The sequence below is a fragment of the Phenylobacterium montanum genome (genome assembly GCF_018135625.1).
Taxonomy (GTDB): Bacteria; Pseudomonadota; Alphaproteobacteria; order Caulobacterales; family Caulobacteraceae; genus Poindextera; species Poindextera montana.
Genome location: NZ_CP073078.1, coordinates 4675338 through 4697457, shown reverse-complemented (window position 1 = coordinate 4697457; position 22120 = coordinate 4675338). Strand labels below are relative to the sequence as shown.

Here is a 22120-nt window from a genome sequence, read left to right as displayed (position 1 = left end):
TACCGAAAGACGGGCGTGACGGACGAGGCTCAGCTCAAGGCGCTGATGGTGAAGGGGCTGGGCGGCGACACCGTCGCGCACGGCCGACTGCTGTCGCATCTGAGCCGATGCCTGCGAGGCTATTTCGCGCGGCGCCTGGGCTCGGGTGCGGCGGATCTGGAAGACCTCGTACAGGACACGCTCTTGGCCATTCACCTGAAGCGCGCCAGCTACGACACCGCCCAGCCCTTCACCCCCTGGGCCTATGCGGTCGCGCGCTACAAGCTGATCGACCACTATCGCCGCAGCGGCGCGCGCAAGGCGGTTCCGCTGGAAGAGGCGGGCGTGCTGCTGGCCCAGGACGACGTCGAGGAGGGCGCGGTGCGCCGCGACCTGGGCAAGCTGCTAAACACCCTGCCCGAGCGGCAGCGCCAGGTGATGATCGAGGTCAAGCTGGCCGGCCATTCGGTCGAGGAGGCGGCGCGCCGGTCGGGCATGTCGGTTTCGGCGGTCAAGGTCGCCATCCATCGCGGGATCAAGGCCCTGGGCAAGCGGGTGCGCGATGAAGACTGAAGACCTCATCGCCACCCTGGCGGCCGACGCCACCGCGACGCCGAAGAGCCCGTTCGGCGCGCGCCTGGCCCTGGCCTGCGGCGGCGCGGCGGCGGTGTCGCTGATGATCCTGCTGGCCTGGCTGGGCCTCAGGCACGACCTGATGGCGGCGCTGGAGACGCGCCAGTTCTGGATGAAGGCGGTCTATACTGCCTGGCTCAGCATCGGCGGCTTCATCGCCGTGGCGCGCCTTGCCCGGCCCGGCGGGCGCCTGGGCGTCGCCGCCTGGGTGACGGCCGCGGCCTTCGTCAGCATGCTGTCCATGGGCGGGATGCGGATGATGCGGACCCCGCCGGCCGAGCGGATGGCCGACTGGATGGGCCACAGCTGGAACCTCTGCCCGGTCCGGATCGTGGTGTTCGGCATCCCGGTATTCCTGGCCCTTACCTTCGTCCTGCAGCGCATGGCCCCGACCCGCCTGGCCCTGACCGGGGCCGTGGCCGGCCTGCTTTCGGGCGCGCTCGGCGCCACGGTCTATGGCCTGGCCTGCACCGAGACCAGCGCCGCCTTCGTCGCCACCTGGTACAGCCTGGGCGTCGGCGCCTGCGCCGGCATCGGCGCGCTCCTGGGGCCGCGGCTCTTGAGGTGGTGACGGCTCAGCGGCGGGCCAGGCCCTCGCAGGCCGCCGCCCCGCCGGCCTTCAGCAGCGCTCCCCGCCCTTGCCTCAGGTCGCGCCCGCTACGCGCCGCCGGATAGGGCGCCTCGCCCTTCAGCCCGCGCCACAGGGCGGCGTTATAGGCGGCGGTGTCCAGGCGGTCCTCCTCATCGAAGTCCTGGCCCGCCATGGCCTTGGCCCACCAGGCGGCGGTGCGGACGGGCTTGGCCGGGCAACCGGCGTCTGCGGCCGTCTCCGGCGGCAGGGGCAGCCGGGTCGAGCGCAGCACAGCCGGCACGCGGGCCTTGTAGCTCCAAGAGGCCTTCGACGTATCGAACACCCCGCTCATCGGCCGCGCCAGGGCGTCGTTCAGGCCCATGGGCTGGAGGCCCAGCACCGTCTCCATGGTCTTGACCAGCATCACGGTGTCGTAGCGCGTGGAGACCACGGCCCCCTGTTTGACATAGGGCCCGGCGACGAAGGCGATCGAGCGGTGGGCGTCGACGTGGTCGGGCCCGTCCTGGGCGTCGTCCTCGACCACGAACACCAGGGTGTCCTTGGCGTAGGGACTCTGCGCCAGCTTCTGCAGGACCAGGCCCACGGCGTAGTCGTTGTCGGCCACCTCCGTCTCGACCGTGTCGACCCCGTCCAGCCCCTCGCCGAAATTGCCGGTGTGGTCGTGGGCCAGGCGCAGGAGTGTCAGGCTTGGCAGCTTGCCGTCGGCCACATAGCCGTCGAACTCGTGCTCCCATTCCTTGAAGCGCCAATAGTCGGGGAACTTCTGGTCGAAGCCGCGGAAATAGGGGTCGGTCTTGTCCATCAAGGCGGGCTTGGTCTCGTAGAGCACGGTCAGGCCCGCCTTGCGCGGGTCACGCTCCAGGGGGATCAGGGCCGGATTGTCCGCAGGCAGGAAGTAGCGCGACAGGTCGCCATAGAAGCCGTAGTTGCGAACGCTCAGCCCGGCCCTCAGCGCCGCATCCCAGATGTAGCCCCGCCCGGCCTCGCCGCCCGGGCCGTCGGGCGCCGCGACATCGGCGGTCCCGGGCAGCAGGTTGGGATCGTCCGGCGTCACGGGATTGGCGGCTTTGCGCGCGGCGGCGGTCGGCAGGCCCACATTGAGGTTCCGATTGTCGCCCTCCTGGTCGTACTGCAGGCCCCGCTCGGCATAGTTCACCGGCGCCTCGCGCTCGGTGAAGTCGTTGGTCCGCGCCGCGGTCGACCAGTTCCAACCCGTGTTGCTGCTCTCGCCGCTGTCGTAGAAGGCGTCCAGGTCGACGAACTGGCGGGCCAGCTGATGCAGGTTGGGGGTCAGGCCCCGGCCGAACACCGCCAGCTTCGGGTCGCCGTTCCCGACCTCCAGGTCGCCCAGCACCTGGTCGTAGGTGCGGTTCTCCTTGACGATATAGATCACGTGCCGGATGTGCTGGCGCAGGAAGGCCATGGTCGCCTCGGCCTTGGAGCCCTCCGCAGCGCCGCGCAGGTGGTTGTTCAGGGCGGCCTGGCGGGTCAGGCGGCCGAGCTCGGCCGGCTTCGGCGTCGGCAGGGTGAGGAACCCGGCCTTTTCCAGCTGCCAGACATACTGGTTGTTCGCGTTGCAGGCGTCGTTGGCGTCCTTGGCCGTGCTCAGGGTGTTGCGGCAGGCCAGCGGATTTGGTCCGGGGACTGACTTTCCGTTGACGACATAGAGCCGGCGCGCATCCCGGCCGACTGCGACGCCGGTCGGGTACCAGCCGGTGGGGATCAGGCCGATCACCACCGAGCCCTGAGCCGCCGCGGCGGGCTTGCCGTCCTCGTCGCCATCGCCGTCGTCATCCTTGGGCTTGGCCGCGGCCTGGCCCGCCGCCAGGGCGTCCAGCCGCACCACCGCCACGTCGTTCTGGCCGCCGTTGGTGACCAGGAGGGTCTTGCCGTCCGGGGTCAGGGCCAGGCTGTTGGAGCCGGCGCCGCCAAGCGGCCGTCCCTTGGGCAGGAGGGCGCGGGGAGCGGCCGTGGGGATGGTCTCGACCAGGCGGTCACGGGCCGTGTCGATCACCGCCACGGCGTCGGTGTTGTCCAGGGCCGCATAGAGCCGCGCGCCGCCTTGGCCCACGGTCAGGGCCACCGGCTGGCCGCTGGTCCGGATCCGGCGAGCAACCTCCGCCCGCCCGCTGCGGACCTTCAACGCGATAATCTCGCGGTCCCGCTGGCTCGTGACATAGGCCTTGCCGTTCGCGGCGAAGGCGACCGCCTTGGGAAAGGTCCCGCCCGGCGCGCCGCTATGGGCCGGGTCGATCACGCCGGGGCGCAGGTCGGTCTCGCTGACCGCGCCGCTCTTGAGGTCGACCAGGCTGACGGAATCGTTCTGCAGGTTGGCGGCCAGCAGCCAGCGGCCGTCCGGGCTGACCGCCAGGCCCGCGACCTCAGGCTTGACCCGCAGGCCCAGCCCCGCCTTGTGCCCGAGCGGGATGCTGCGCGAGAGAGCATAACCGTCGGCCCCTCGGCCATAGTCCAGGACGTCGTCGTCCACCCCGCCCGACACGTAGAACCGATCGCCGCCCGGCGCCCAGACGAGGCCCAGGAAGCTGTCCGGCAGGGCGATGACCTGGCGCTTGACCAGCGCCGCGCCGGAGATGTCGTAGACGAACACATATTCGTTGGAGAGCTCGGGGATCGCCTTGCCGTCCGGCCCCAGGTTGCGATTGAAGCCGCTGGTCAGGATCAGGAGGGTGCGCCCATCCGGCGACAGGGCCAGGGCCGAGGCCTGGCCTGCGAGAAAGCCCGGCAATGCCTTCAGGTCCGGGTTCAAGGGTTCGAACAGGGCGCCGGCCGCCGCCGTCGGGGTGATGGCCTGGCCGGTTGAGGTGACCTGGCCTGGACGCGCCAGAGCGCCTGCCGCAAACGCCATCGCCGCTCCAAAGCAACCGATCGCCAGCGCTCGCCGCATGCCGCCCTCCCCATGCTTTTCCCGCTCGCCTTAGCCACAGATCGTGACAGGCGCGTCGCAGACCCATGTTATCAGAGGCGTGATCGGCGCCATCTGCAAGAGCGCCGCCAGCGGAGCGAAACCATGATCGTCTACGGCTCGACCCTCTCGCCCTTCGTCCGCAAGCTGATGGCCTATGGCGCCGAAAAGGGGCTGACGCTCGAGCTGCAGCCGGCCTTCCCCGGCTCGACCGATCCCGAGTTCCGCAAGATCAGCCCGTTCGGCAAGATCCCAGGCTTCCGCGACGGCGACTTCACCATCTCGGATTCCAGCGCCATCATCGCCTATCTGGAAGCCAAACATCCCGAGCCGGCCCTGATCCCCACCGAGCCCAAGGCCCGGGCGACAGCCATCTGGTACGACGAATTCGCCGACACCATCCTGGTCCCATCCATGGCCAAGCTGTTCTTCAACCGCATCGTCGCGCCGCGCTTCATGGGCCAGGAGGGCGATCTGGAAGCCGCCGATCGGGCAGAGCGCGAGGAATTGCCGCCGCTGTTCGCCTACCTCGAAAGCGTAATCCCGGCGTCTGGTTTCCTCGTGGAGGATCGCCTGACCTTGGCTGACCTGGCCGTCGCCAGCCCCCTCATCAATATCGAGCACGCCGGCTATGTGCTGGACCGGGACGCCTATCCCAAGACCTGGGCCTATGCCGCCGCCATCCACGCCCGGCCGAGCTTCGCCGGGCTGATCGCGGCCGAAAAGGCCATGCTGGGGCGGTGAACCCTACTCCTTCGGCTTGACCGTGAAACGGGACAGCTCGGCCTTGGGCGGGGCCCAGTCGGGCTTGATCTGCTGGGCGTGCAGATAGTCGAAATAGGCCGACTTCATGTCGTCCAGGCCCTCGAAGCCCAGGGCGCGATTGTAGAAGGCCTTTTCCGGCTCCTCCGGGTTCAGGGTGAGGCCGCGGGTGATCTCGTCGACGCCCTCCTTGTAGCGGCGCTCGCCGATCAGCGCCCCGCCCAGATTGACCGAGGCCTCGCCCAGGTTGGGCATCAGGGTCTGGGCCTGGCGGAAGTCCTTCTCGGCCGCCTTGAAGGCGCCTTGCTGCATGTAGAGCACCCCCCGATTGACGAAGGTGCCGGCCAGGTCATGGCGCTGAAGGCTCTCGTTCTCGATCGAGCGGGTGCAGATATCCACCGGGTCGTCGGCGTACTTCTCGCCGAACTTGGCCGCCAAGTAGCACTGGTGAGCGAAATTGGCGCCCAGCACCGTCACCGATGCGGCGGCCGGACCGGAGATGAACCAGCCCAGTCCCAGGCCCAGGGCGACGCCGGCGATCCTCGAGGACATCTTGACCATGCCCGAACTCCCAAGGTCCTGCTCGCCGAACGGGCCGCCGGTCAGGCGAGGGCAGGACCCCACTGAAGAGGGGTGCGAGGCGGGTCTTTGGCGCCGCCCCGACGCGGCCGACTCTGTGAACTTTCGCTGAGAGTCAGGTAAGGCGCGTGCGGGGCGACTGCAACAGGGCGGCGGCTATTCGAAGCCGTAGGGCTTGTAGGGACCCAGCACCAGTTGCTCGAACACCCCAACGCCATGCTGGTCCGGCGCGCCCTCCTCGTGCAGGGTGACCTTGCAGATCGCCTGGATGTGCAGGTTCTCCAAGGCGTTGGGATCGGCCGAGTTCAGGTCGACATCCTCGCGCTCGACCACCAGTTCGCCCAGATAGCGGCCGTGGCCCCACTTGGGGTGGATGTAGCCGATGCCGCGCATCTGGAACTTGCCGATCGGCTCGAACACGATCCGCAGGGGCTGCTTCTCGGCCTGAGGGATGGTAAGGACCGCTGCGTGGGCGTGCTTGGTCCCGGGCACGAACTCGACGGCCATTTCGGCGTGCTCGACCTCGGTCATGCCATCGGCGTTGGCGTTGTCGAGGCAGACCACGGCGCGGGTGTTCCAGGGGATTCCGCTGGAATCGGCGGTGAAGTGGAAGAAGACGCTGCGGTCCTCGAAGTTCAAGGGCGCCCATTGCCAGAAGAAGCCGGGCGCAGCGCCCGGGACCAGGGGCTGCATGTCCGGCGCCCCGATCGGGCGTACACCCCAGGAGCGGTCGCGGGTGCCGACGGCGCCGGCGGCGATCTGCTGGCGCACCCCGTCGATCTCGATCCAGCCGGAATAGCGGCCGTTCTGGGTCAGGCGGGTGTAGTCCATGAAGGTGCGCGGGCCGTTGCGGCGGATGAAGCGCGGCTCCTCGATCGGGAAGGCGCGACCATCGAAGATGAACTCGGCGGCGATCCCTTCGGTTGGGGCCACGGTGACCTTCAGCTTCTGCAGCGGCTCGAGAACCTCGATCTTGATCGGCCCGACCTCGAGGTCCCAGCGCTCCATGTTGAGGACGCGCGAGGCGTGGACGCAGTATTCGACCCCGTCGCGGATAGCCGAGAAATGGGCGTCGATGATGTTCAGGTGCGGATAGACCCCCAGCGCCGCGGCGAAGAAACCGGAGCCGTCCGGGTTGTAGCCGTTGAAGAAATAGCGGTCGTAGAAGTTCCGGTCCGTGCCCGAATAGGCGATCGGCTCCGGCGTCTGGTGGATGGGGAAGTCGTCGGCCTTGGTCAGCATGGTCTCGCGTCCTTTCGGCTAGGCTGGTGGTGGCCCCCTCCACCACCCTTCGGGTGGTCCCCCTCCCCCAGAGGGGGAGGAATGGCGGCGGCGCGATCTGTGATCAATTCCTCCCCCATTGGGGGAGGGGGACCATGCGCAGCATGGTGGAGGGGGCTCGCCCCGCGCTGAGGCGAACCAGACAAGTTCTAAATCTCGATCTCGCGGTCGTTCAGGCCCGACGCGCGCAGCTCGTCGTAGCGCTTCTCCAGCTCGGCGAATTCCTGGCGCTTGGGGCCCAGATAGCCGAACAGGAACGCCGCGACCTTGCGCATCTGGATCTCTTCCGAGCCCTCGGTGATGCGATAGCGGCGGTGGTGGCGATAGATGTGTTCGAAGGCCTTGTGCCGCGAATAGCCGATGCCGCCGTGCACCTGCATGGCCCGGTCGGCGGCCTCGCAGCAGAGGCGGTTGCCCCAGTAGTTGCACATGGAGACCTTGTCCGAGATCTGGCGCTCGATCTCCTTGTGGTCCAGCTGGTCCATCTCCCAGGCGGTCTTGCGGATCAGCAGGCGCAGCATCTCGGCCTGGGTGTTCAGCTCGACCAGCGGCCACTGGATGGCCTGGTTCTCGGACAGGGCCTTGCCGAAGGGCTTCCGGAGCCGCGCGTACTTGACGCTTTCGTTGATGCAATAGACCGCCGCGCCCAGGGACGAGGCCGCCTGGCGGATGCGGTTCTGGTGCACGAAGCTCTGGCCGAGGCCCAGGCCCCTGCCCTCGACGCCCCAGATCGCCTCGTCCGGAACCCAGATGTTGGTCAGGGAGACGCGCGGGTGGTCGGTGGGCATGTTGAAGGTCCACATCCACTCTTCGATCTTCACCCCGGGATCGTCGGCGGGGACCAGGAACACGGTGATGCCGGTGGCGTCGCCGTCCTTGCCGCTGGTGCGGGCGAACACCATGATGTGGCTGACCACATGCATGCCGGTGGTCCACATCTTCTGGCCGTTGATGCGCCAGCCGGAAACCCCGTCCTTCTCTTCGCGGACCGCGCGGGTCTCCATGAAGGTGGCGTCCGAGCCGTGATTGGGTTCGGTCAGGCCGAAGGCGGCGCGGATTTCCCCCTTCAGCAGCCGTTCGCCGTACATCTCGTACTGGGCGTTGGTGGCGAAGGCCTTGAACATCAGCACAAAGGGATTGTTGCCGACGATCGAGTGCTCGTTCTGCAGGTCGTTGTGCAGGCCAAGCCCCTTGGCCGCCAGGTGCTCGCGGATCACCGCCATGGCGAGGTTGGTGCCGCCCTTGCCGCCCATCTCCTTGGGCCAGGCGTAGCGCAGGTGACCGGCCTCGTCGGCCTTCTTGCGCGCCACGGCCAGGAGATCCTCCCACTCCTGGCGCGGCAGGCCGTCATTGTCCCAGTCGGTGCGCGCGTGTTCGCGGCGATGGTCGAAGAAGCGGATATTGTCGTCCAGCTGCTCGATGGGCTTGATCTCGGCCTCGATGAAGCGGTCCAGCTCGGCGAGGTATTCGACCAGTTCCGGGTCCAGGGCGAAGTCCATGGGCGTTCTCCTCGTCAGCTCTTCTGTTCGTGTTCTTGCAGGGCCGCGCGATAGGCGGCGTAGGTCGGCTGATCGACCGCCAGCTTGTCCAGGGTGGTGGTCCAGAGATGATCGCGCAAGCCGGGCGCCGTAAGGTCCAGTGCGCCTTCGGCGATCTTTGACGACAGCTCGGCGTTCAGCTCGGCCAGCGTTCCGTCATGGCCGAGGATGACCTTCAGCCGCTCCAGCTCGGCCGCCTCGGCGGCGGGGGCCAGGTCGAGCTGGCGACGCATCATCTCAAGCGCGTTGACGGCGACGCGGGTCTGGAAGGCGGTCAGGGGATCGGCCTTGGGAATCACCGTGTTGCGCAGGAATTCGGCGACGGCGCCGATCACTTCGCTGGGATGGGGCTGGTCCTGCATCGGCGTCAGCTCGCGAGAAGGCGCATCAGGTCGACCTCGGTCTCCGAGGCCCGGCGGGCGATCACCGCCCGCTCGACGGTGGGATCGACGGTGCGGAACACCGGCGGCATGCCGGCGCACATCACCCCCCATTTCAGCGAGCCCAACACCTCCCACCACTTGGCGGCGGCGCGGTCGAGGCGGGCGCCGCTGGCGGCCTCATAGCCGTCGAACAGGTCATTGAGGTCGCCGAAGCCGCCGACGGTCTTGTGCACCTGGCCGAAGCGCCAGGAATTGACGCAGATCCATCCAAGATCTTCCATGGGATCCCCGACGTGGGCCAGCTCCCAGTCCAGCACGGCGCGCACCCCGTCGGGGCCGAACATCAGGTTGCCGTTCCGAAAGTCGCCATGCACCAGGCAGGGCCGCTCCGGGTCCGGCGGGCAGTGCTCGGAGAGCCAGCGGAAAGCCAGGTCGAACACCGGCCGCGGCCAGTTCGAGGCGCGGTAGGAGGCATGGTACTGCTCCAGCACGCCCCGCGCGGTCGAGCGGCGCAGGCCGGGGAAGTCGGCGGGGTCGAGGGTGTGGATCTTGGCGATGATCTCGCCGCACTGGCGGGCCAGGCGCGGGCGGACCTCGGCGAACGCCTCGCCCTTGACGATACGCCCGCCGAGCGTCTCGCCCTCGACGAAACCCATGACGAAGCCGCGGCCGAGGCCGTCCCCCGGCTGCAGCACATAGAGCACCGGCGGCACGGGCACGCCGGCCTTGGCGGCGGCGACGATCAGGGCGGCCTCGTTTTCCAGCCCCACCGCGGTCTCGGAGACGCGGTCGCCGCCCGGCGCGCGGCGCAGGATAACCGGCCTCTTCGCCTCGCCCTTGATCAGGTCGAAACGCCACAGCTCCTGGCTGGCGCCGCCGGAAAGGCGTTTCAGGCCGGCTATGCCGCTCGCCTCAGGGTCGATGCGTCCGGCCATGGCCTCCAAGCCGCGTTCGAACGTTTGTTCGAACGCTGAAGGTTCGCCGTCCTCGCCGCGGCGCTCTGGCGTGGCGCTCATCAGGACTCCTTCGCGACGCTCGTGGTTCCGCCCGCGGCCAGAAGGCTCTGGCGCAGGGTCTGGATGGTGGTCCGGCGGATCGGCTCCAGGTCCATGCCGGGGTCGATCAGCCACTGGATGCTGAGGCCCAGCATCAGGCTGCCGATCATGAGCGCGCCAGCGTCCGGGTCAACATCGGCGCGGATGTCGCCGCTCGCCTGGCCGCGCTCGAGCTGGCTCCTCAGCCAGACGCGGACCCGATCGTGCGAGGCGGCGAAGGCGGGCCTTTGGGCGTTGGCGTCGGCGACGGCGGCGCCCAGCAGCATGAAATAGGCCCGCCCATCGGCCGCCAGGCTGAGGCTGCGCAGGTGGCTTTCGACATAGTAGGCGATGGCCTCGAAGGCGGGCATCTCGCCCACATGGTCAGCCTCCAGCACCGCCTCGCGCGCCCGGTGCAGATAGGCGATCACCGCCTCGGCCAGGCCGGCCTTGGAGCCGAACTTCTGGGTGGCGAGGCCGCGGCTGTAGCCGGCGGCGCGGCCGATCTCCTCGAAGGTCGCGGCGCTGACGCCCTGCTCGGCGACCACCTTCAAGGTGGCCTCGACCAGCAGCCGCTCGGACTCGTCGCGGCGCTCGGCCTGAGATCGGCGCTGGGATACGGGTGGGGGCGCGGCTGTCGTTGACACGCCTTCGACCCTAACTTAGTTGTTGGCCGTATAGCAAGACGCCGGCAACGACAGACCCGAACGGGCGACCGCGGCGATGCGAGGGAGGAAGCGGACGTGCGGGTTCCCCAGGATATCGCCGAGACCATCGTCAATCCGACGGCCTATGCCGACAGCCGGATTTTCGACGCCTATGCCTGGCTGAGGGCCAACAAGCCCCTGGCCGTGGCCCAGCCGGAGGGCTTCGATCCGTTCTGGGTGGTGACGCGGCACGCCGACATCCTGGAGATCAGCCGCCAGAACGACCTCTTCCATTCCGGCGACCTGGCCACCACCATCACCAGCCGCGAGGTCGACGCGCGGGTGCGCAAGCTGACCGGCGGCAGCCCGCACCTGGTGCGCAGCCTGGTGCAGATGGACGCGCCCGACCATCCGAAATACCGCGCCCTGACCCAGGCCTGGTTCATGCCGCAGAACATCAAGAAGCTGGAGGAGCGCATTCGCGCCATCGCCCGGGCGGCGGTCGAGCGGATGGTCGCTACCGGCGGCGAATGCGACTTCGTGCGCGAGATCGCCCTGCACTACCCGCTGCACGTGGTGATGGAGATCCTGGGCGTGCCGGAGGCCGACGAGCCGCGCATGCTGATGCTGACCCAGGAGCTGTTCGGCGCCGCCGATCCCGAGCTGGGCCGCACGCCGAAGGAGTCGAAGGAGCCGGAGGACCTGGGGCCGATCCAGCAGGTGATCGCCGACTTCTACCAGTACTTCGCCAAGATCAGCGCCGACCGCCGGGCCCATCCTACAGGCGACCTGGCCACCGTGATCGCCAACAGCCAGATCGACGGCCAGCCGATCTCGGAATTCGAGGCCATGAGCTACTACGTGATCGTGGCCACGGCGGGCCACGACACCACCTCCTCGACCACCGGCGGGGCCATGTGGGCCCTGTGCGACAACCCCGACCAGCTCGCCTGGGTGAAGGAGGACCTGTCGCGCGTGCCCGGCCTGATCGACGAGGCGATCCGCTGGACCACCCCGGTCAAGACCTTCATGCGCTCGGCCACCGCGGACGCCGAGGTGGGCGGTCAGAAGATCGGCAAGGGCGATTGGCTGATGCTGTGCTACGCCTCGGGCAACCGCGACGAGACGGTGTTCGACGAGCCGAACCGCTTCCGCGCCGACCGCTCGCCCAACAAGCAGCTGGCCTTCGGCTACGGCGCGCACCTGTGCCTGGGCCAGCACCTGGCCAAGATGGAGATGCGCATCCTCTACGAGGAGCTCTTGCCCCGGATCAAATCGGTGCGGCTGAACGGCGAGCCGAAGATGTCCCAGGCCGTTTTCGTCAACGGACCGAAGACCCTGCCGATCGCGTTTGAATTGGCGTGATGGAAACCCTCGAGTCCCAACTCGCCGCCTACATCGCCCACCGCTTGCCCGAGGCGCGCGAAGTCACCGTCACGGCCCTCGCCCGCATTTCCGGCGGGGCCTCGCGCGAGACCTATCGCTTCCGCCTCTCCTATCTGAACGCAGAGGAAACGCGGGTCGAAGAGCCGCTGATCCTGCGCCGCGACCCGCCGTCAAGCCTGATCGACACCCAGCGGCGGATCGAGTTCGCGGCGTACCGGGCGTTCGAGGGCTCGGCCGTGCCGGTGCCCAGGATGCTGTGGCTGGAGGAGGACGAGGCCCATCTGGGCCACCCCTTCTTCATCGCCCAGGAGATCGCCGGCTTCGAGGCCAGCCCGATGGTGATCCTGGCCCCGCCCTATGCCGCCCATCACGCCGCCTTCGCCGAGCGCAAGTGGACCATCCTGGGCGAAATCGCCAAGGCCGACCCGGACCAACTGGACCTGATGGGCGCCTTCGAGCCGGTGGCGGCGGACGAGAGCTGGAAGCGCGAACTGGCCTATTGGGAAGGCGTGATCGACGAGGACGAATTGGCGCCGCAGCCGATCATCCGCGCCGCGATCCGCTGGCTGAAGGCCAATCCCCCGCCGCCGGCGCAGAAGATCAGCCTGGTGCATGGCGACTATCGAACCGGCAACTTCCTCTATGACGCCCAGGGCGGCATCCACGGGATTCTCGACTGGGAGATGGCCCATCTGGGCGACCCGCTGGAGGATCTCGCCTGGAGCTTCAATCCGATCTGGCGCTGGGCCAAGGACGAGCGGGTCGGCGGCCTGGCCACGCGTGAGGCGGCGGTCGCCATCTGGGAGCGCGCCTCGGGCCTGAAGGCCGACCCCGTGGCCCTGCGCTGGTGGGAGATCTTCAACTGCGTCAAGGGCCAGGGCATCTGGGTCTCCAGCGCCAAGGCCTGGGCCGACGGCGAGAACCGCGACCCGATCCTGATCTATTCGGCCTGGCTGATGGGCAACGCCCAGGACCGGGCCGCCCTGCATCTGATGGGGCGGCTATGAAACCCGACGTCACCCTTGTCCTGGCCGACCTGGCCGGGCGCCTGGCGATGGAGATCGCGCCCCAGGTCCAGCCCGCCTACCTGGCCGGCTCCCTGGCCCTGACCGCCGGCGTGCTGGGAGCGACCGCCGAGGAGTTCGACCGGGCGGCGGCCTGGCGGATCGAGGAGAACGCCGCGATCCGCGGCCTGTTCAGCCAGGCGGTCGGACTGGGCCTGCCGGCTGATCTGGCTGCGCGGCTGCAGCGCCTGGCCGGAACCCCGGAGACCAATTTCCGCGTCAGCGCCCTCGACGTTGCGAACGCCGAACTGCGGGCCGCCTTGATCGAACTGCACGCCGCCGTCGAGGTGATCGCTGAACCCGCCGCGGCGGCCCTCAATGAGGCGATCTGGAAGGAACTGGCCCTGTCCACCGAGCGACGCAGGCTCGGATCGGCGAATTTCTAGAGCCTGTTGAATTTAGATTGATCCGATTTTTCAACCGCTCATCCCGGCGAATGCCGGGATGAGCGGATTTGAGAACGGCGTTTCCGGTAAATTCCGACCCGCTTTAGCTGCCGATCGTCTTGGCGTAGTGGATGAAGCCGCTCCGCTCGGCGATGCGGTCGTAGAGCAGACGCGCGACGGCGTTGGTCTCCTGGGTCAGCCAGTAGACCTGGGGAGAGCCGGCCTGGGCGGCCCAGCCGTAGACATGCTCGATCAAGGTTCGGCCTGCGCCGCCGCCGCGAATGGCGGGCCCCACGAACAGGTCCTCCAGATAGACATAAGGCCCCCGCGCCCAGGTCGAGGGGTGGGTCAGCCAGTGGACAAAGCCGACCACGACGCCCTGCGAGACCGCCGCCGCGCCAAACATCGCCTGGGTCGGGTCCAGCAGCCGATCCCAGGTCAGGGCGGTGATCTCATCCGGGATATCGGCCTGGTAGAAGGCCAGGTAGCCGCGCCAGAGCGTCAGCCACGCCGCATGGTCGCCAGGCTCGAGCGGGCGGACGGTCACGGTCATGGCTGCCTCCGGGCGTGGAAGCCCAAGACTGTGATCACACAAACCGTGAAGTCAACTAGCGCCGGTCGTCCTCGCCCAGCAGCGACGAGCCAACAAGGCCGGTGATCCAGACGATCACCGAGACCTCGATGGCGGGGATCAGGCCGTGGACACGGAACCCATGAAGCAGGTGCGAGACCAAAAGCACCATCAGGCCGTTGATCACCAAGAGGAACAGGCCGAGCGTGATGATGCTGATCGGCAAGGTCAGGATCACCAGGATCGGCCGCACGATGGCGTTGGCCAGGCCCAGGAGCACGGCGGCGGCCAGGAGGCTGCCCAGGGACTCCACCGTCATTGAATGCCGCAGCAACAGCGATGCGACCCACAGGCCGAGGGCCGAGATCAGGGCGCGCAGGATGAAGTTGGCCAAGGCGTCAGCCTCCAGATCAGGTGTCGTTGGGTAAAGCCTAGCTCCGCTCGCCGCGATCCGAAATCGGCTTTCGCGCAAGGGCGATCGCGCGCTATGACGGAACGCCATGTCGAACAAAGCTGAAAGCCCCACCGACACCTTCAAGCGCGCCCTGACCCAGGCGACCCGCTCCCTGGCCGAGTCGGCGGACCTGGAGGTCACCTTTTCCGGCGACGGGCCGCAGCTGTCGGGCAACCACGCGATCCTGCCGCATCCGCCGCGCGACCTGACGGGCAAGGAGACCACCCGCATACGCGGCCTGGCCGATCAGATGGCCCTGCGCATCTCGCACCATGACCCGGCCGCCCACGCCCGGCTCTGCCCGCACTCGCCGAACGGCAAGGCGATCTTCGAGGCGGTGGAGCAGGCGCGCATCGAGGCCATCGGCGCCAACGCCCTAGGCGGGGTGCGCGCCAACCTGGCCGCGGTGCTGGAGCAGGCCTGCGAGCGCAAGGGGCTGAACCGGATCGACGAGAACGCACCCCCGCCCCTGGCCGACATCGTCGGCCTGATGGTGCGCGAACGCCTCACCGGCGAGGCGCCGCCCGACAGCGCCAAGCTGCTGGTCGACCGCCACCGTGCCACCATCGAGGCCAAGGCCGGCGAGGACCTGAACCGGCTGATCGATCAGCTCGACGACCAGGCCGCCTTCGCCCGGGTCGCGCGCTCGATCATCAAGGACCTCGACCTGGGCGAAGACCTCGGCGACGAGAGCCAGGACAGCGAGGAGGGCGAGAACGAGCCCTCCGAATCGCCGCAGGAAATGAACGACGACGCCAGCGAGGGCGAGGACCAGGAGGGCGAAGCCGCCCAGCCCGATCCCTCCGAAGCCTCCGACCGCGACGCCGAGGGCGGCGAAGACCAGCGCATGGAGGTCGACCAGGACGCCGACGGCGAGGACACCGAGGACCAGCCCGAGATGGGCGATGGCGAGCAGCCCTCGCGCCCCGAGGCCAAGGACCCGGGCCTGAAGGAGCCGCCCTACAAGGTGTTCACCGCCCAGCACGACGAGGTGGTCGACGCCGAGGAGCTGTGCGAGCCGGAGGAGCTGAACCGGCTGCGCGCCTATCTCGACCAGCAGCTGGCCAATCTGCACAACGTGGTCTCGCGCTTGGCCAACCGGCTGCAGCGGCGCCTCCTGGCCCAGCAGAACCGCGCCTGGAGCTTCGACCTCGAGGAAGGGATTCTTGACGTCGCCCGCCTGACCCGCGTGATCATCGACCCCACCGCGCCCCTGTCCTTCAAGCAGGAAGAGGACACCGAGTTCCGCGACACGGTGGTGACCCTCCTGATCGACAATTCGGGCTCGATGCGCGGACGGCCGATCATGGTGGCGGCGGTCTGCGCCGATATCCTGGCCCGGACCCTTGAGCGCTGCGGGGTCAAGGTCGAGATCCTGGGCTTCACCACCCGGGCCTGGAAGGGCGGCCAGTCGCGCGAGGATTGGCTGAAGGCCGGCAAGCCCGCCGCCCCCGGCCGGCTGAACGACCTGAGGCACATCATATACAAGGGCGCCGACTCGCCCTGGCGGCGGGCGCGCAAGAACCTCGGCCTGATGATGCGCGAGGGTCTCTTGAAGGAGAACATCGACGGCGAGGCGCTGATCTGGGCGCACCATCGCCTGATCGGGCGCACCGAGCAGCGCAAGATCCTGATGGTGATCTCGGACGGGGCGCCGGTGGACGATTCGACCCTGTCGGTGAACTCCGGCCACTATCTTGAGCGCCACCTGCGCACCGTGATCACCGAGATCGAGGCCCACTCGCCCGTCGAGCTGATCGCCATCGGCATCGGCCACGACGTGCGCCGCTATTATCGCCGGGCGGTGACCATCGTCGACGTGGAGCAGTTGGGCGGAGTGATCACCGAACAGCTCGCCGCCCTGTTCGACGAGGAGCCCCGCGCCCCTGCCGGCCGCGTCTCCCCGATCCTGCAGGCCCCGCCGACCGTGCAGGGGACCAATCCCCTGACCATGGGCCGGCGGGCCAAGATGGTGGCCGCGCTGGAGGAGCTGAAGGTGGGGACGATCGTCTGAGGTCTCACCCAAATTCCTCATCCTGAGGCGCCCGCGTCAGCGGGCCTCGAAGGACGCAGCGGCGACGCAACTGCGTCCTTCGAGGCTCGCCGCTTCGCGCCGAGCACCTCAGGATGAGGAAGATTTGTGGCCCCGAGAAACAAAAAAGGCCGGCGTCGCCGCCGGCCTTTTCGAAACTCATGTCACCTGAGGAATCAGGCGGCGGCCTGGGCCGCCAGCTTGGCTTTCACCTGGCGCTTGATCTTCTGGGCGCGGGGCGACAGCACATCGTCATTGGCCTTGACCAGGTAGGCGTCGAGCCCGCCCTTGAAGTCCAGCGTGCGCAGGGCGGCGTTGGAGACCTTCAGGTTGAAGGCCTGGCCCAGGGCCTCGGACTGCAGCCGAATGGCCTTGAGCGCCGGCAGGAAGCGGCGCTTGGACTTGATGTTCGAGTGGCTCACGTTGTGGCCGATCATCGGACCGACGCCAGTGAGTTCGCAACGGCGCGACATCAGAGGAACCTTCGCAATACAAATCTGACGCGGAAGGCCGGGCCGACCGCGAGGGAGCGGGCGGTATAGTCAAGCAGGTCCGCCCCGTCAAGCGCGCGATGCGCTCATGAGCCGCGTTCCAATGGCGCGCCGGAGCGTTCTACGCCATTGCAGCGCCACCTTCGGCGGCCATATCACGTGCGCGCAACGGAGCACCGCATGATCGCCAATACCGCCCTGACCGTCGCCGCCGCCCTCGCCCTGGCCGCCGGGCCGGCCGCAGCCCAGCCGCCGACCGAGCCGATACGCCTGTCGCTGGGCTATGACGGGCGGCTGGACCTGATCAAGGTGCTGGACATGCATTTCGACCAGCGGATCACCCCCACCGCCTTCACCGCCGGCGCCCAGCTGCGCAGCTACGGCATCCTGGCGGCGTTCAAGCGCTTCGACGTCAAGGCCAACGCGCAAGGGCGCCTGACCCAGGACGGGCCGCACGCCGAGGCCTTCGACTACGACAATCACGACGGCAAGCGCGAGCGCAAGGTGCAGGTGAGCTGGCGCGCCGACGACGTGGTCACCGCCTCGCAGCCGGCCTTCGGCAATATGGGCGACCCGCCGGCCAGCCGCGAGCAGCGCCTGGCGGCGTCCGACCCCCTGACCCAGCTGATGCGGGTCACCCTGGCCGATCCCGAGATTCCGTGCGCCGGCTCGCCCCGGTTCTTCGACGGCAAGCAGCTCTATGAGCTTGACTTCACCAACGGCCGCACCGAAGCCCCCGACGACGGCATGCGCGCCTTGGGCGTCACCCGGGTGATGCGTTGCCAGGTGCGCTATGTGGAGGTCGCCGGGTTCAAGAAGAAGGCGCCGTCCAAGCGCAACGGCGGGCTGAAGGGGGCGATCAACGTCGCCTTCGGCCAGCTGGGCTCGCGCGGCCCGTGGGTGCTGGCCGACGTGCGCGCCGACACCCCGATCGGCCCCGCCGACATCGTCCTGCGCCGCGCCCAGGTGGTGCGGGGGCAAAGCTGATTTTGGGCTGATTTTCGGCAAGCTTGGCTGATTTCTGTTTGTGGTTAACGCAAATCAGGCCACCATATATGGTATGGAACAAAGGCTGAATCGGCGGGAGTCGCTGATTCGGTCATGATTCGTTTCGCCGCCGTTCGGGCGCCGGCGACCTCTCCATTAACCTGAACCATTCGGCCGCAGCCGCGGCGCTTGCCAGACTCGCAAGACGCCCCCACTTTCTGCGCCATGAGTGATCGCCCGACGGGCGCAGCGCCCTCGCGTCTTGTGGCCGTGCTCGGCCCAACCAACACCGGCAAGACCCACTTGGCGGTCGAGCGCATGCTGGGTCACGCCTCCGGCATGATCGGCCTGCCGCTTCGGCTTCTGGCCCGTGAGATCTACGACCGCATCGTCAAGGCTCGCGGCGCGCGCTGCGTCGCCCTGATCACCGGCGAGGAAAAGATCATCCCGCCCCGGCCGCAATATTTCGTCTGCACGGTCGAGGCCATGCCGCTGAACCGCGAGGTCGAGTTCCTGGCGGTGGACGAGATCCAGCTGTGCGCCGACCCCGAGCGGGGCCACGTCTTCACCCACCGCCTGCTGCACGCTCGCGGCAAGTTCGAGACCATGCTCTTGGGCGCGGCGACCATGGCACCCCTGATCCGGCGGCTCTGCCCGGATGCGGAGATCCAGTCGCGCGATCGCTTTTCGCAGCTGACCTATGACGGCTCCAAGAAGCTGACCCGCCTGCCGCGCAGGAGCGCGGTGGTGGCCTTCTCCACCGACGCCGTCTACGCCATCGCCGAGCTGATCCGCCGCCAGCGCGGCGGAGCGGCGGTGGTGATGGGCTCGCTCAGCCCGCGCACCCGCAACGCCCAGGTCGAGCTTTTCCAGTCCGGCGAGGTCGATTTCCTGGTGGCCACCGACGCCATCGGCATGGGCCTGAACATGGACGTGGACCATGTGGCCTTCGCGGGCCTGCGCAAGTACGACGGCCGGCGCACCCGCTGGCTCTACGCCCAGGAGATCGGCCAGATCGGCGGCCGCGCGGGGCGCTATCGCAAGGATGGAACCTTCGGCGTCACCGGCGACTGCCCCGAGATGGACGCCGACATGGTCGCCGCGGTCGAGAGCCACGCCTTCGACCCCGTCGCGGCGGCCGAGTGGCGCAACCATCGCTTCGAGTTCCAATCCCTGCACGGCCTGATGCGCGAGCTGGCCGCGCCGCCGCCGTTCGTGGGCCTGAAGCTGTCGGAGGAGGGGCTGGACGAGGCCACCCTGCGCCAATTGGCCAGCGACGAGACCATCCAGCGCCGCTGCCGCGACCGCTCGAACCTGATCCGCCTGTGGGAAGTGTGCCAGACCCCGGATTTCAGGAAGACCACGGCCGAGGAGCACACCCGCTTCGTGCGCCAGGTGTTTGAGCACCTGACCGAGCGCGACCGGCGGCTGCCCGAGGACTGGATGGCCGGTCACTTCAAGAGCTTGGACCGATTGGACGGCGACATCGACGCCCTGTCGGGACGGCTCGCCGGCGTTCGCACCCTGGCCTATGTGGCCAATCGCGGCGACTGGGTGCGCGATCCGGCGCATTGGCAGGGCAAGACCCGGGCGCTCGAGGACCGGCTGTCCGACACCCTGCACGAGCGGCTGATGCAGCGGTTCATCGACCGCCGCACCAGCGCCCTGATGCGCGGCCTGAACCTGAAGGGCGACGCCCTCCTGGCCGGGGTCGGCGCCGACGGGGCGGTGACGGTCGAGGGACACTTCGTCGGCAAGCTGGTCGGCGCGCATTTCGAGCCCGCGCGCGGCGCCACGGCGCTGGAGGACAAGGCCCTGCGCGCCGCAGCCGACAAGGCGGTGGGGCCGGAAATCGCCCGGCGGCTGGGCCGGCTGGCGGCCGAAGCCGACGACGCCTTCGCCCTGACGCCGGACGGCATGGTGCTGTGGCGCGGCGAGGCGGCGGGGCAGCTGACCGGCGGCGGGCCGTTCTCGCCCAGGGTGCGGCTGTTCGGCGAGCTGGGCCCGGAGCCCGCCCGCGAGCGCGCCGCCCGGCGGCTGGAAGCCTTCGTCGCCGCCGAAGCCAGCCTGCGCCTCGCCCCCCTGCGCCGGCTGAAGCGGGCCGTGGCGGAGGGCCGCATCAAGGGCCTGGCCCGGGGCCTGGCCTACCAGTTGGTCGAAGGCGGCGGGGTGCTGGACCGCCGTCACGTCGCGCACGAGGCCCGCGCCCTGAGCCAGGACGAGCGGCGGGCGCTGAAGACCCTGGGCGTTCGCTTCGGCGCCTTCAGCCTGTTCCTGCCCGGCCTTTTGCAGCCCGAGGCCCTGGCCGTGCGCCTGGCCTTCGCCCAGCTGGCCGCACCCGACTGGCGCCCGCCCGCCGAGGGCCTCTCGCCCCTGCCCCAGCCGGTCCCGCCGGCCAGCGCCCTCGCCTTCCGCGGCCTGAGGGCCGTGGCCGGCCTGGCCGCCCCGGTCGAGGCGCTGGAGCAGCTGGACGCCCTGATCCGCGCCGCGCCCCAGACCGGCGGCGGCTCGCTCTTGGCGCCCGGCGCCCTGGACGCCCTCGGCTGGAGCCATGACGAGGGCGAGCGGATCCTCAGGGCCCTGGGCTTCGCGCCCGCGCACAAGGCCAAGGCCGGCGAGGCGCGCATCTGGCGCCGCCGCCGCGACAAGCCGGCCGAGGCCCCCGCCCGGCCGGCGCAAGCTTCGCCCTTCGCCGCCCTGGCCGCCTTGACCCCGCCGCCCCCCGCGCAGAAGCGGCGCCGGCGGCGTCACCGCCGGGCGGGCGGCGAACCTGCAAAGGCCGCCAAGGCTCCATGAGCGAGGACGGGGGCTGCCGTATCGACGTCTGGCTGTGGCGGGCCAGGTTCTTCAAGACCCGCTCCCTGGCGGCGCGCGTGGTCGAGGAGGGCAAGATCCGCCTTAGCCGCGGCGGGGCCGAGACCCGCCTGGACAAGCCCAGCCGCACGGTCCGGATCGGCGACGGCCTGGTGTTCGCGCTCGGCGGACGGCTGGTCGCCGTCCGCATCGAGGGCCTCGGCGAAAGGCGTGGTCCGGCCAGCGAAGCGCAGCAGCTCTATTCGCCCTTGCAGAATCCTTCCGCATAGGGCGCACAACACCCACATTGACATTGACGCCGCCGCCCGCAAAAAGGCGCCCGGCGTCTCTCTCCCCCACGCGAGTCCTCGATGACCTATATTGTCACAGACCCCTGCATCAAATGTAAGTTCATGGACTGCGTGGAGGTCTGCCCGGTCGACTGCTTCTACGAGGGCGAGAACTTCCTGGTGATCAGCCCGGACGAGTGCATCGACTGCGGGGTGTGCGAGCCGGAATGCCCGGTCGACGCGATCAAGCCGGACACCGAGGACGACGCCGACGGCAAGTGGCTGAAGCTGAACGCCGACTACGCCAAGGTCTGGCCGAACATCACCGTAAAGGGCGAACCGCCCGCCGACGCGGCCGACTGGGAACGGGTCACCGGCAAGCTCGAGGCCAACCACTTCAGCCCCAACCCGGGCAAGGGTTCCTGAGGCCGCGCCTTAACCGTTCGGTAACGAGCTTGGCTGTTACCTGACGCCGTAAGCCGCTGACCAAATGCGGTTTTGAGCGCCCCGGCGAGAGTCGCGGGTCACTTGATCCTGCGCGCAACCCTTTCATGACGCTCATTTTTGTGATAGGGTCCGCCAGACACGTGAATGCAGCACGCCTTCGCGGGGTCGTGGTTGGTGACAAGCCGTCCTGATGGACGCGCGCATGTCCAAAGGCGAAGGGTTGCCTTAGAGGAATATTCGCAAGCCGGGTTTGACGTCGAACCGCCCGTTCCGCGGAGCGGGGTTCTGTCGCCCGTTGCGATCTCTTCTGAACGCGCCTTCGTCTTTTGTAGCGGCGAAGACCTTGAGAGGATTTTAGATGAGCAAGATGGATCTCGAGTTTGTGGTTGGTGATCACGTGGTCTACCCGGCGCATGGCGTCGGCTCGATCGCCGGGATCGAAACTCAGGAGGTCGCCGGCCTGTCGCTCGAAGTCTACGTCATCACCTTCGACCACGAAAAAATGACCCTGCGCGTACCGACCAAGAAGGCCAAGACCGCGGGCCTGCGTCCGCTGGCCGGCGGCACCGTGGTCAACCAGGCCCTGACCACCCTGAAGGGCCGCGCCCGGGTGAAGCGCACCATGTGGAGCCGCCGCGCCCAGGAATACGAAGCCAAGATCAATTCCGGCGACCTGATCTCGATCGCCGAGGTGGTCCGCGACCTGCACCGCGCCGACAACCAGCCGGAACAGTCCTATTCCGAGCGTCAGCTCTATGAATCGGCCCTGGATCGCATGGCCCGCGAAGTCGCCGCGATCGAACAGATCGACCGCGACGCCGCCATCGGCATCCTGAACAAGTCGCTGCAAAAGGCGGCCTGAACAGGT

Annotated in this window: 22 protein-coding genes; 12 read left to right on the top strand and 10 right to left on the bottom strand. The window is 68.6% G+C overall.

Translation table 11 applies throughout. From position 1 onward, the window contains the following. The first annotated feature begins 15 nt into the window (after nucleotides 1–15). Together KCG34_RS21425 and KCG34_RS21420 are read left to right on the top strand one after the other, a co-directional pair. Entirely contained in the window at nucleotides 16–552 is a 537-nt protein-coding gene (locus KCG34_RS21425) for a sigma-70 family RNA polymerase sigma factor (RefSeq protein WP_211937634.1), read from the top strand. Continuing rightward, complete coding sequence (locus KCG34_RS21420; RefSeq protein WP_211937633.1) at nucleotides 542–1183, top strand: DUF1109 domain-containing protein; 642 nt, start codon at nucleotides 542–544, stop codon at nucleotides 1181–1183. The genes KCG34_RS21425 and KCG34_RS21420 overlap by 11 nt, the downstream gene beginning before the upstream one ends. A 4-nt stretch (nucleotides 1184–1187) precedes the next feature. Here the strand turns inward: KCG34_RS21420 and KCG34_RS21415 are convergent, their stop codons facing one another. Continuing rightward, nucleotides 1188–4070 carry a bifunctional YncE family protein/alkaline phosphatase family protein gene (locus tag KCG34_RS21415; RefSeq protein ID WP_211937632.1) on the bottom strand — a complete coding sequence of 961 codons (2883 nt, stop codon included), beginning with the start codon at nucleotides 4068–4070 and terminating at the stop codon, nucleotides 1188–1190. Nucleotides 4071–4232: 162 nt separating this feature from the next. Between KCG34_RS21415 and KCG34_RS21410 the strand changes: the two genes are divergently transcribed. Next, a complete protein-coding gene (locus KCG34_RS21410) occupies nucleotides 4233–4871 on the top strand; it encodes a glutathione S-transferase family protein (RefSeq protein ID WP_211937631.1) in 639 nt (212 codons plus the stop codon). Between the two features lie 3 nt (nucleotides 4872–4874). Here KCG34_RS21410 and KCG34_RS21405 read toward each other — a convergent pair whose 3' ends face one another. From KCG34_RS21405 to KCG34_RS21380, 6 genes are all read right to left on the bottom strand, one after another. Next, nucleotides 4875–5450, bottom strand: a complete 576-nt coding sequence (locus tag KCG34_RS21405; protein WP_249138106.1) for a tetratricopeptide repeat protein — start codon at nucleotides 5448–5450, stop codon at nucleotides 4875–4877. A 174-nt stretch (nucleotides 5451–5624) separates the two neighbouring features. Next, the gene (locus KCG34_RS21400) at nucleotides 5625–6710 is read right to left on the bottom strand and encodes an Rv3169 family protein (protein WP_211937630.1); all 1086 of its coding nucleotides are present in this window, start codon (nucleotides 6708–6710) and stop codon (nucleotides 5625–5627) included. Between the two features lie 188 nt (nucleotides 6711–6898). Next, complete coding sequence (locus KCG34_RS21395) at nucleotides 6899–8248, bottom strand: acyl-CoA dehydrogenase family protein (protein ID WP_211937629.1); 1350 nt, start codon at nucleotides 8246–8248, stop codon at nucleotides 6899–6901. Nucleotides 8249–8262: 14 nt separating this feature from the next. After that, nucleotides 8263–8649, bottom strand: coding sequence for a DUF6285 domain-containing protein (locus KCG34_RS21390; RefSeq protein ID WP_211937628.1), 387 nt, complete (start codon nucleotides 8647–8649; stop codon nucleotides 8263–8265). Between the two features lie 5 nt (nucleotides 8650–8654). Continuing rightward, nucleotides 8655–9686 carry a phosphotransferase family protein gene (locus tag KCG34_RS21385; protein ID WP_211937627.1) on the bottom strand — a complete coding sequence of 344 codons (1032 nt, stop codon included), beginning with the start codon at nucleotides 9684–9686 and terminating at the stop codon, nucleotides 8655–8657. Further along, nucleotides 9686–10351, bottom strand: a complete 666-nt coding sequence (locus tag KCG34_RS21380) for a TetR/AcrR family transcriptional regulator (RefSeq protein WP_211937626.1) — start codon at nucleotides 10349–10351, stop codon at nucleotides 9686–9688. The genes KCG34_RS21385 and KCG34_RS21380 overlap by 1 nt, the downstream gene beginning before the upstream one ends. 96 nt (nucleotides 10352–10447) lie before the next feature. Here KCG34_RS21380 and KCG34_RS21375 point away from each other — a divergent pair, with 96 nt between their 5' ends. The 3 genes from KCG34_RS21375 to KCG34_RS21365 are packed head-to-tail and all read left to right on the top strand — an operon-like array spanning nucleotide 10448 to nucleotide 13187. Beyond that, a complete protein-coding gene (locus KCG34_RS21375; RefSeq protein WP_211937625.1) occupies nucleotides 10448–11716 on the top strand; it encodes a cytochrome P450 in 1269 nt (422 codons plus the stop codon). Next, nucleotides 11716–12744, top strand: a complete 1029-nt coding sequence (locus tag KCG34_RS21370) for a phosphotransferase family protein (RefSeq protein ID WP_249138105.1) — start codon at nucleotides 11716–11718, stop codon at nucleotides 12742–12744. The genes KCG34_RS21375 and KCG34_RS21370 overlap by 1 nt, the downstream gene beginning before the upstream one ends. Further along, nucleotides 12741–13187: a hypothetical protein gene (locus tag KCG34_RS21365; protein WP_211937623.1), complete on the top strand. Its 447-nt coding sequence runs from the start codon at nucleotides 12741–12743 to the stop codon at nucleotides 13185–13187. Before KCG34_RS21370 ends, KCG34_RS21365 begins: the two co-directional genes overlap by 4 nt. Before the next feature lie 103 nt (nucleotides 13188–13290). On the opposite strand, the gene KCG34_RS21360 is transcribed toward KCG34_RS21365, so the two are convergent. Further along, a complete protein-coding gene (locus KCG34_RS21360; protein WP_211937622.1) occupies nucleotides 13291–13740 on the bottom strand; it encodes a GNAT family N-acetyltransferase in 450 nt (149 codons plus the stop codon). A 55-nt stretch (nucleotides 13741–13795) separates the two neighbouring features. Further along, nucleotides 13796–14152, bottom strand: coding sequence for a phage holin family protein (locus tag KCG34_RS21355; protein ID WP_211937621.1), 357 nt, complete (start codon nucleotides 14150–14152; stop codon nucleotides 13796–13798). A 106-nt stretch (nucleotides 14153–14258) separates the two neighbouring features. On the opposite strand from KCG34_RS21355, the gene cobT reads away from it, so the two are divergent. Next, on the top strand, nucleotides 14259–16226 hold the full coding sequence (gene cobT / locus KCG34_RS21350; RefSeq protein WP_211937620.1) for a cobaltochelatase subunit CobT: 1968 nt from the start codon (nucleotides 14259–14261) through the stop codon (nucleotides 16224–16226). Between the two features lie 194 nt (nucleotides 16227–16420). On the opposite strand, the gene rpmB is transcribed toward cobT, so the two are convergent. Beyond that, nucleotides 16421–16717 carry a 50S ribosomal protein L28 gene (gene rpmB / locus KCG34_RS21345; RefSeq protein ID WP_211937619.1) on the bottom strand — a complete coding sequence of 99 codons (297 nt, stop codon included), beginning with the start codon at nucleotides 16715–16717 and terminating at the stop codon, nucleotides 16421–16423. A 198-nt stretch (nucleotides 16718–16915) separates the two neighbouring features. Here rpmB and KCG34_RS21340 point away from each other — a divergent pair, with 198 nt between their 5' ends. The 5 genes from KCG34_RS21340 to KCG34_RS21320 all read left to right on the top strand — a co-directional run bounded on the left by KCG34_RS21340 (nucleotide 16916) and on the right by KCG34_RS21320 (nucleotide 22114). After that, nucleotides 16916–17722 carry a DUF3108 domain-containing protein gene (locus KCG34_RS21340; protein ID WP_211937618.1) on the top strand — a complete coding sequence of 269 codons (807 nt, stop codon included), beginning with the start codon at nucleotides 16916–16918 and terminating at the stop codon, nucleotides 17720–17722. 225 nt (nucleotides 17723–17947) lie between these two features. Continuing rightward, nucleotides 17948–20518 (top strand): helicase-related protein, encoded by a 2571-nt coding sequence (locus KCG34_RS21335; RefSeq protein WP_211937617.1) that lies wholly within the window; start codon nucleotides 17948–17950, stop codon nucleotides 20516–20518. After that, on the top strand, nucleotides 20515–20805 hold the full coding sequence (locus tag KCG34_RS21330) for an RNA-binding S4 domain-containing protein (protein ID WP_211937616.1): 291 nt from the start codon (nucleotides 20515–20517) through the stop codon (nucleotides 20803–20805). Before KCG34_RS21335 ends, KCG34_RS21330 begins: the two co-directional genes overlap by 4 nt. Before the next feature lie 81 nt (nucleotides 20806–20886). Continuing rightward, nucleotides 20887–21231 carry a ferredoxin FdxA gene (fdxA, locus tag KCG34_RS21325; RefSeq protein ID WP_211937615.1) on the top strand — a complete coding sequence of 115 codons (345 nt, stop codon included), beginning with the start codon at nucleotides 20887–20889 and terminating at the stop codon, nucleotides 21229–21231. A 379-nt stretch (nucleotides 21232–21610) separates the two neighbouring features. Beyond that, nucleotides 21611–22114 carry a CarD family transcriptional regulator gene (locus tag KCG34_RS21320; protein WP_211937614.1) on the top strand — a complete coding sequence of 168 codons (504 nt, stop codon included), beginning with the start codon at nucleotides 21611–21613 and terminating at the stop codon, nucleotides 22112–22114. The last annotated feature ends 6 nt before the right edge of the window (nucleotides 22115–22120 follow it).

Bases quoted from the DNA above. Each gene is read 5' to 3' on its own strand.
- KCG34_RS21420 (WP_211937633.1), top strand. From the start codon at position 542: ATGAAGACTGAAGACCTCATCGCCACCCTGGCGGCCGACGCCACCGCG.
- KCG34_RS21410 (WP_211937631.1), top strand. From the start codon at position 4,233: ATGATCGTCTACGGCTCGACCCTCTCGCCCTTCGTCCGCAAGCTGATG.
- KCG34_RS21390 (WP_211937628.1), bottom strand. From the start codon at position 8,649: ATGCAGGACCAGCCCCATCCCAGCGAAGTGATCGGCGCCGTCGCCGAA.
- KCG34_RS21330 (WP_211937616.1), top strand. From the start codon at position 20,515: ATGAGCGAGGACGGGGGCTGCCGTATCGACGTCTGGCTGTGGCGGGCC.
- KCG34_RS21370 (WP_249138105.1), top strand. From the start codon at position 11,716: ATGGAAACCCTCGAGTCCCAACTCGCCGCCTACATCGCCCACCGCTTG.
- KCG34_RS21395 (WP_211937629.1), bottom strand. From the start codon at position 8,248: ATGGACTTCGCCCTGGACCCGGAACTGGTCGAATACCTCGCCGAGCTG.
- KCG34_RS21365 (WP_211937623.1), top strand. From the start codon at position 12,741: ATGAAACCCGACGTCACCCTTGTCCTGGCCGACCTGGCCGGGCGCCTG.
- KCG34_RS21320 (WP_211937614.1), top strand. From the start codon at position 21,611: ATGAGCAAGATGGATCTCGAGTTTGTGGTTGGTGATCACGTGGTCTAC.
- KCG34_RS21385 (WP_211937627.1), bottom strand. From the start codon at position 9,686: ATGAGCGCCACGCCAGAGCGCCGCGGCGAGGACGGCGAACCTTCAGCG.
- KCG34_RS21400 (WP_211937630.1), bottom strand. From the start codon at position 6,710: ATGCTGACCAAGGCCGACGACTTCCCCATCCACCAGACGCCGGAGCCG.
- KCG34_RS21340 (WP_211937618.1), top strand. From the start codon at position 16,916: ATGATCGCCAATACCGCCCTGACCGTCGCCGCCGCCCTCGCCCTGGCC.
- KCG34_RS21360 (WP_211937622.1), bottom strand. From the start codon at position 13,740: ATGACCGTGACCGTCCGCCCGCTCGAGCCTGGCGACCATGCGGCGTGG.
- fdxA (WP_211937615.1), top strand. From the start codon at position 20,887: ATGACCTATATTGTCACAGACCCCTGCATCAAATGTAAGTTCATGGAC.
- KCG34_RS21335 (WP_211937617.1), top strand. From the start codon at position 17,948: ATGAGTGATCGCCCGACGGGCGCAGCGCCCTCGCGTCTTGTGGCCGTG.
- KCG34_RS21405 (WP_249138106.1), bottom strand. From the start codon at position 5,450: ATGGTCAAGATGTCCTCGAGGATCGCCGGCGTCGCCCTGGGCCTGGGA.
- cobT (WP_211937620.1), top strand. From the start codon at position 14,259: ATGTCGAACAAAGCTGAAAGCCCCACCGACACCTTCAAGCGCGCCCTG.
- rpmB (WP_211937619.1), bottom strand. From the start codon at position 16,717: ATGTCGCGCCGTTGCGAACTCACTGGCGTCGGTCCGATGATCGGCCAC.
- KCG34_RS21415 (WP_211937632.1), bottom strand. From the start codon at position 4,070: ATGGCGTTTGCGGCAGGCGCTCTGGCGCGTCCAGGCCAGGTCACCTCA.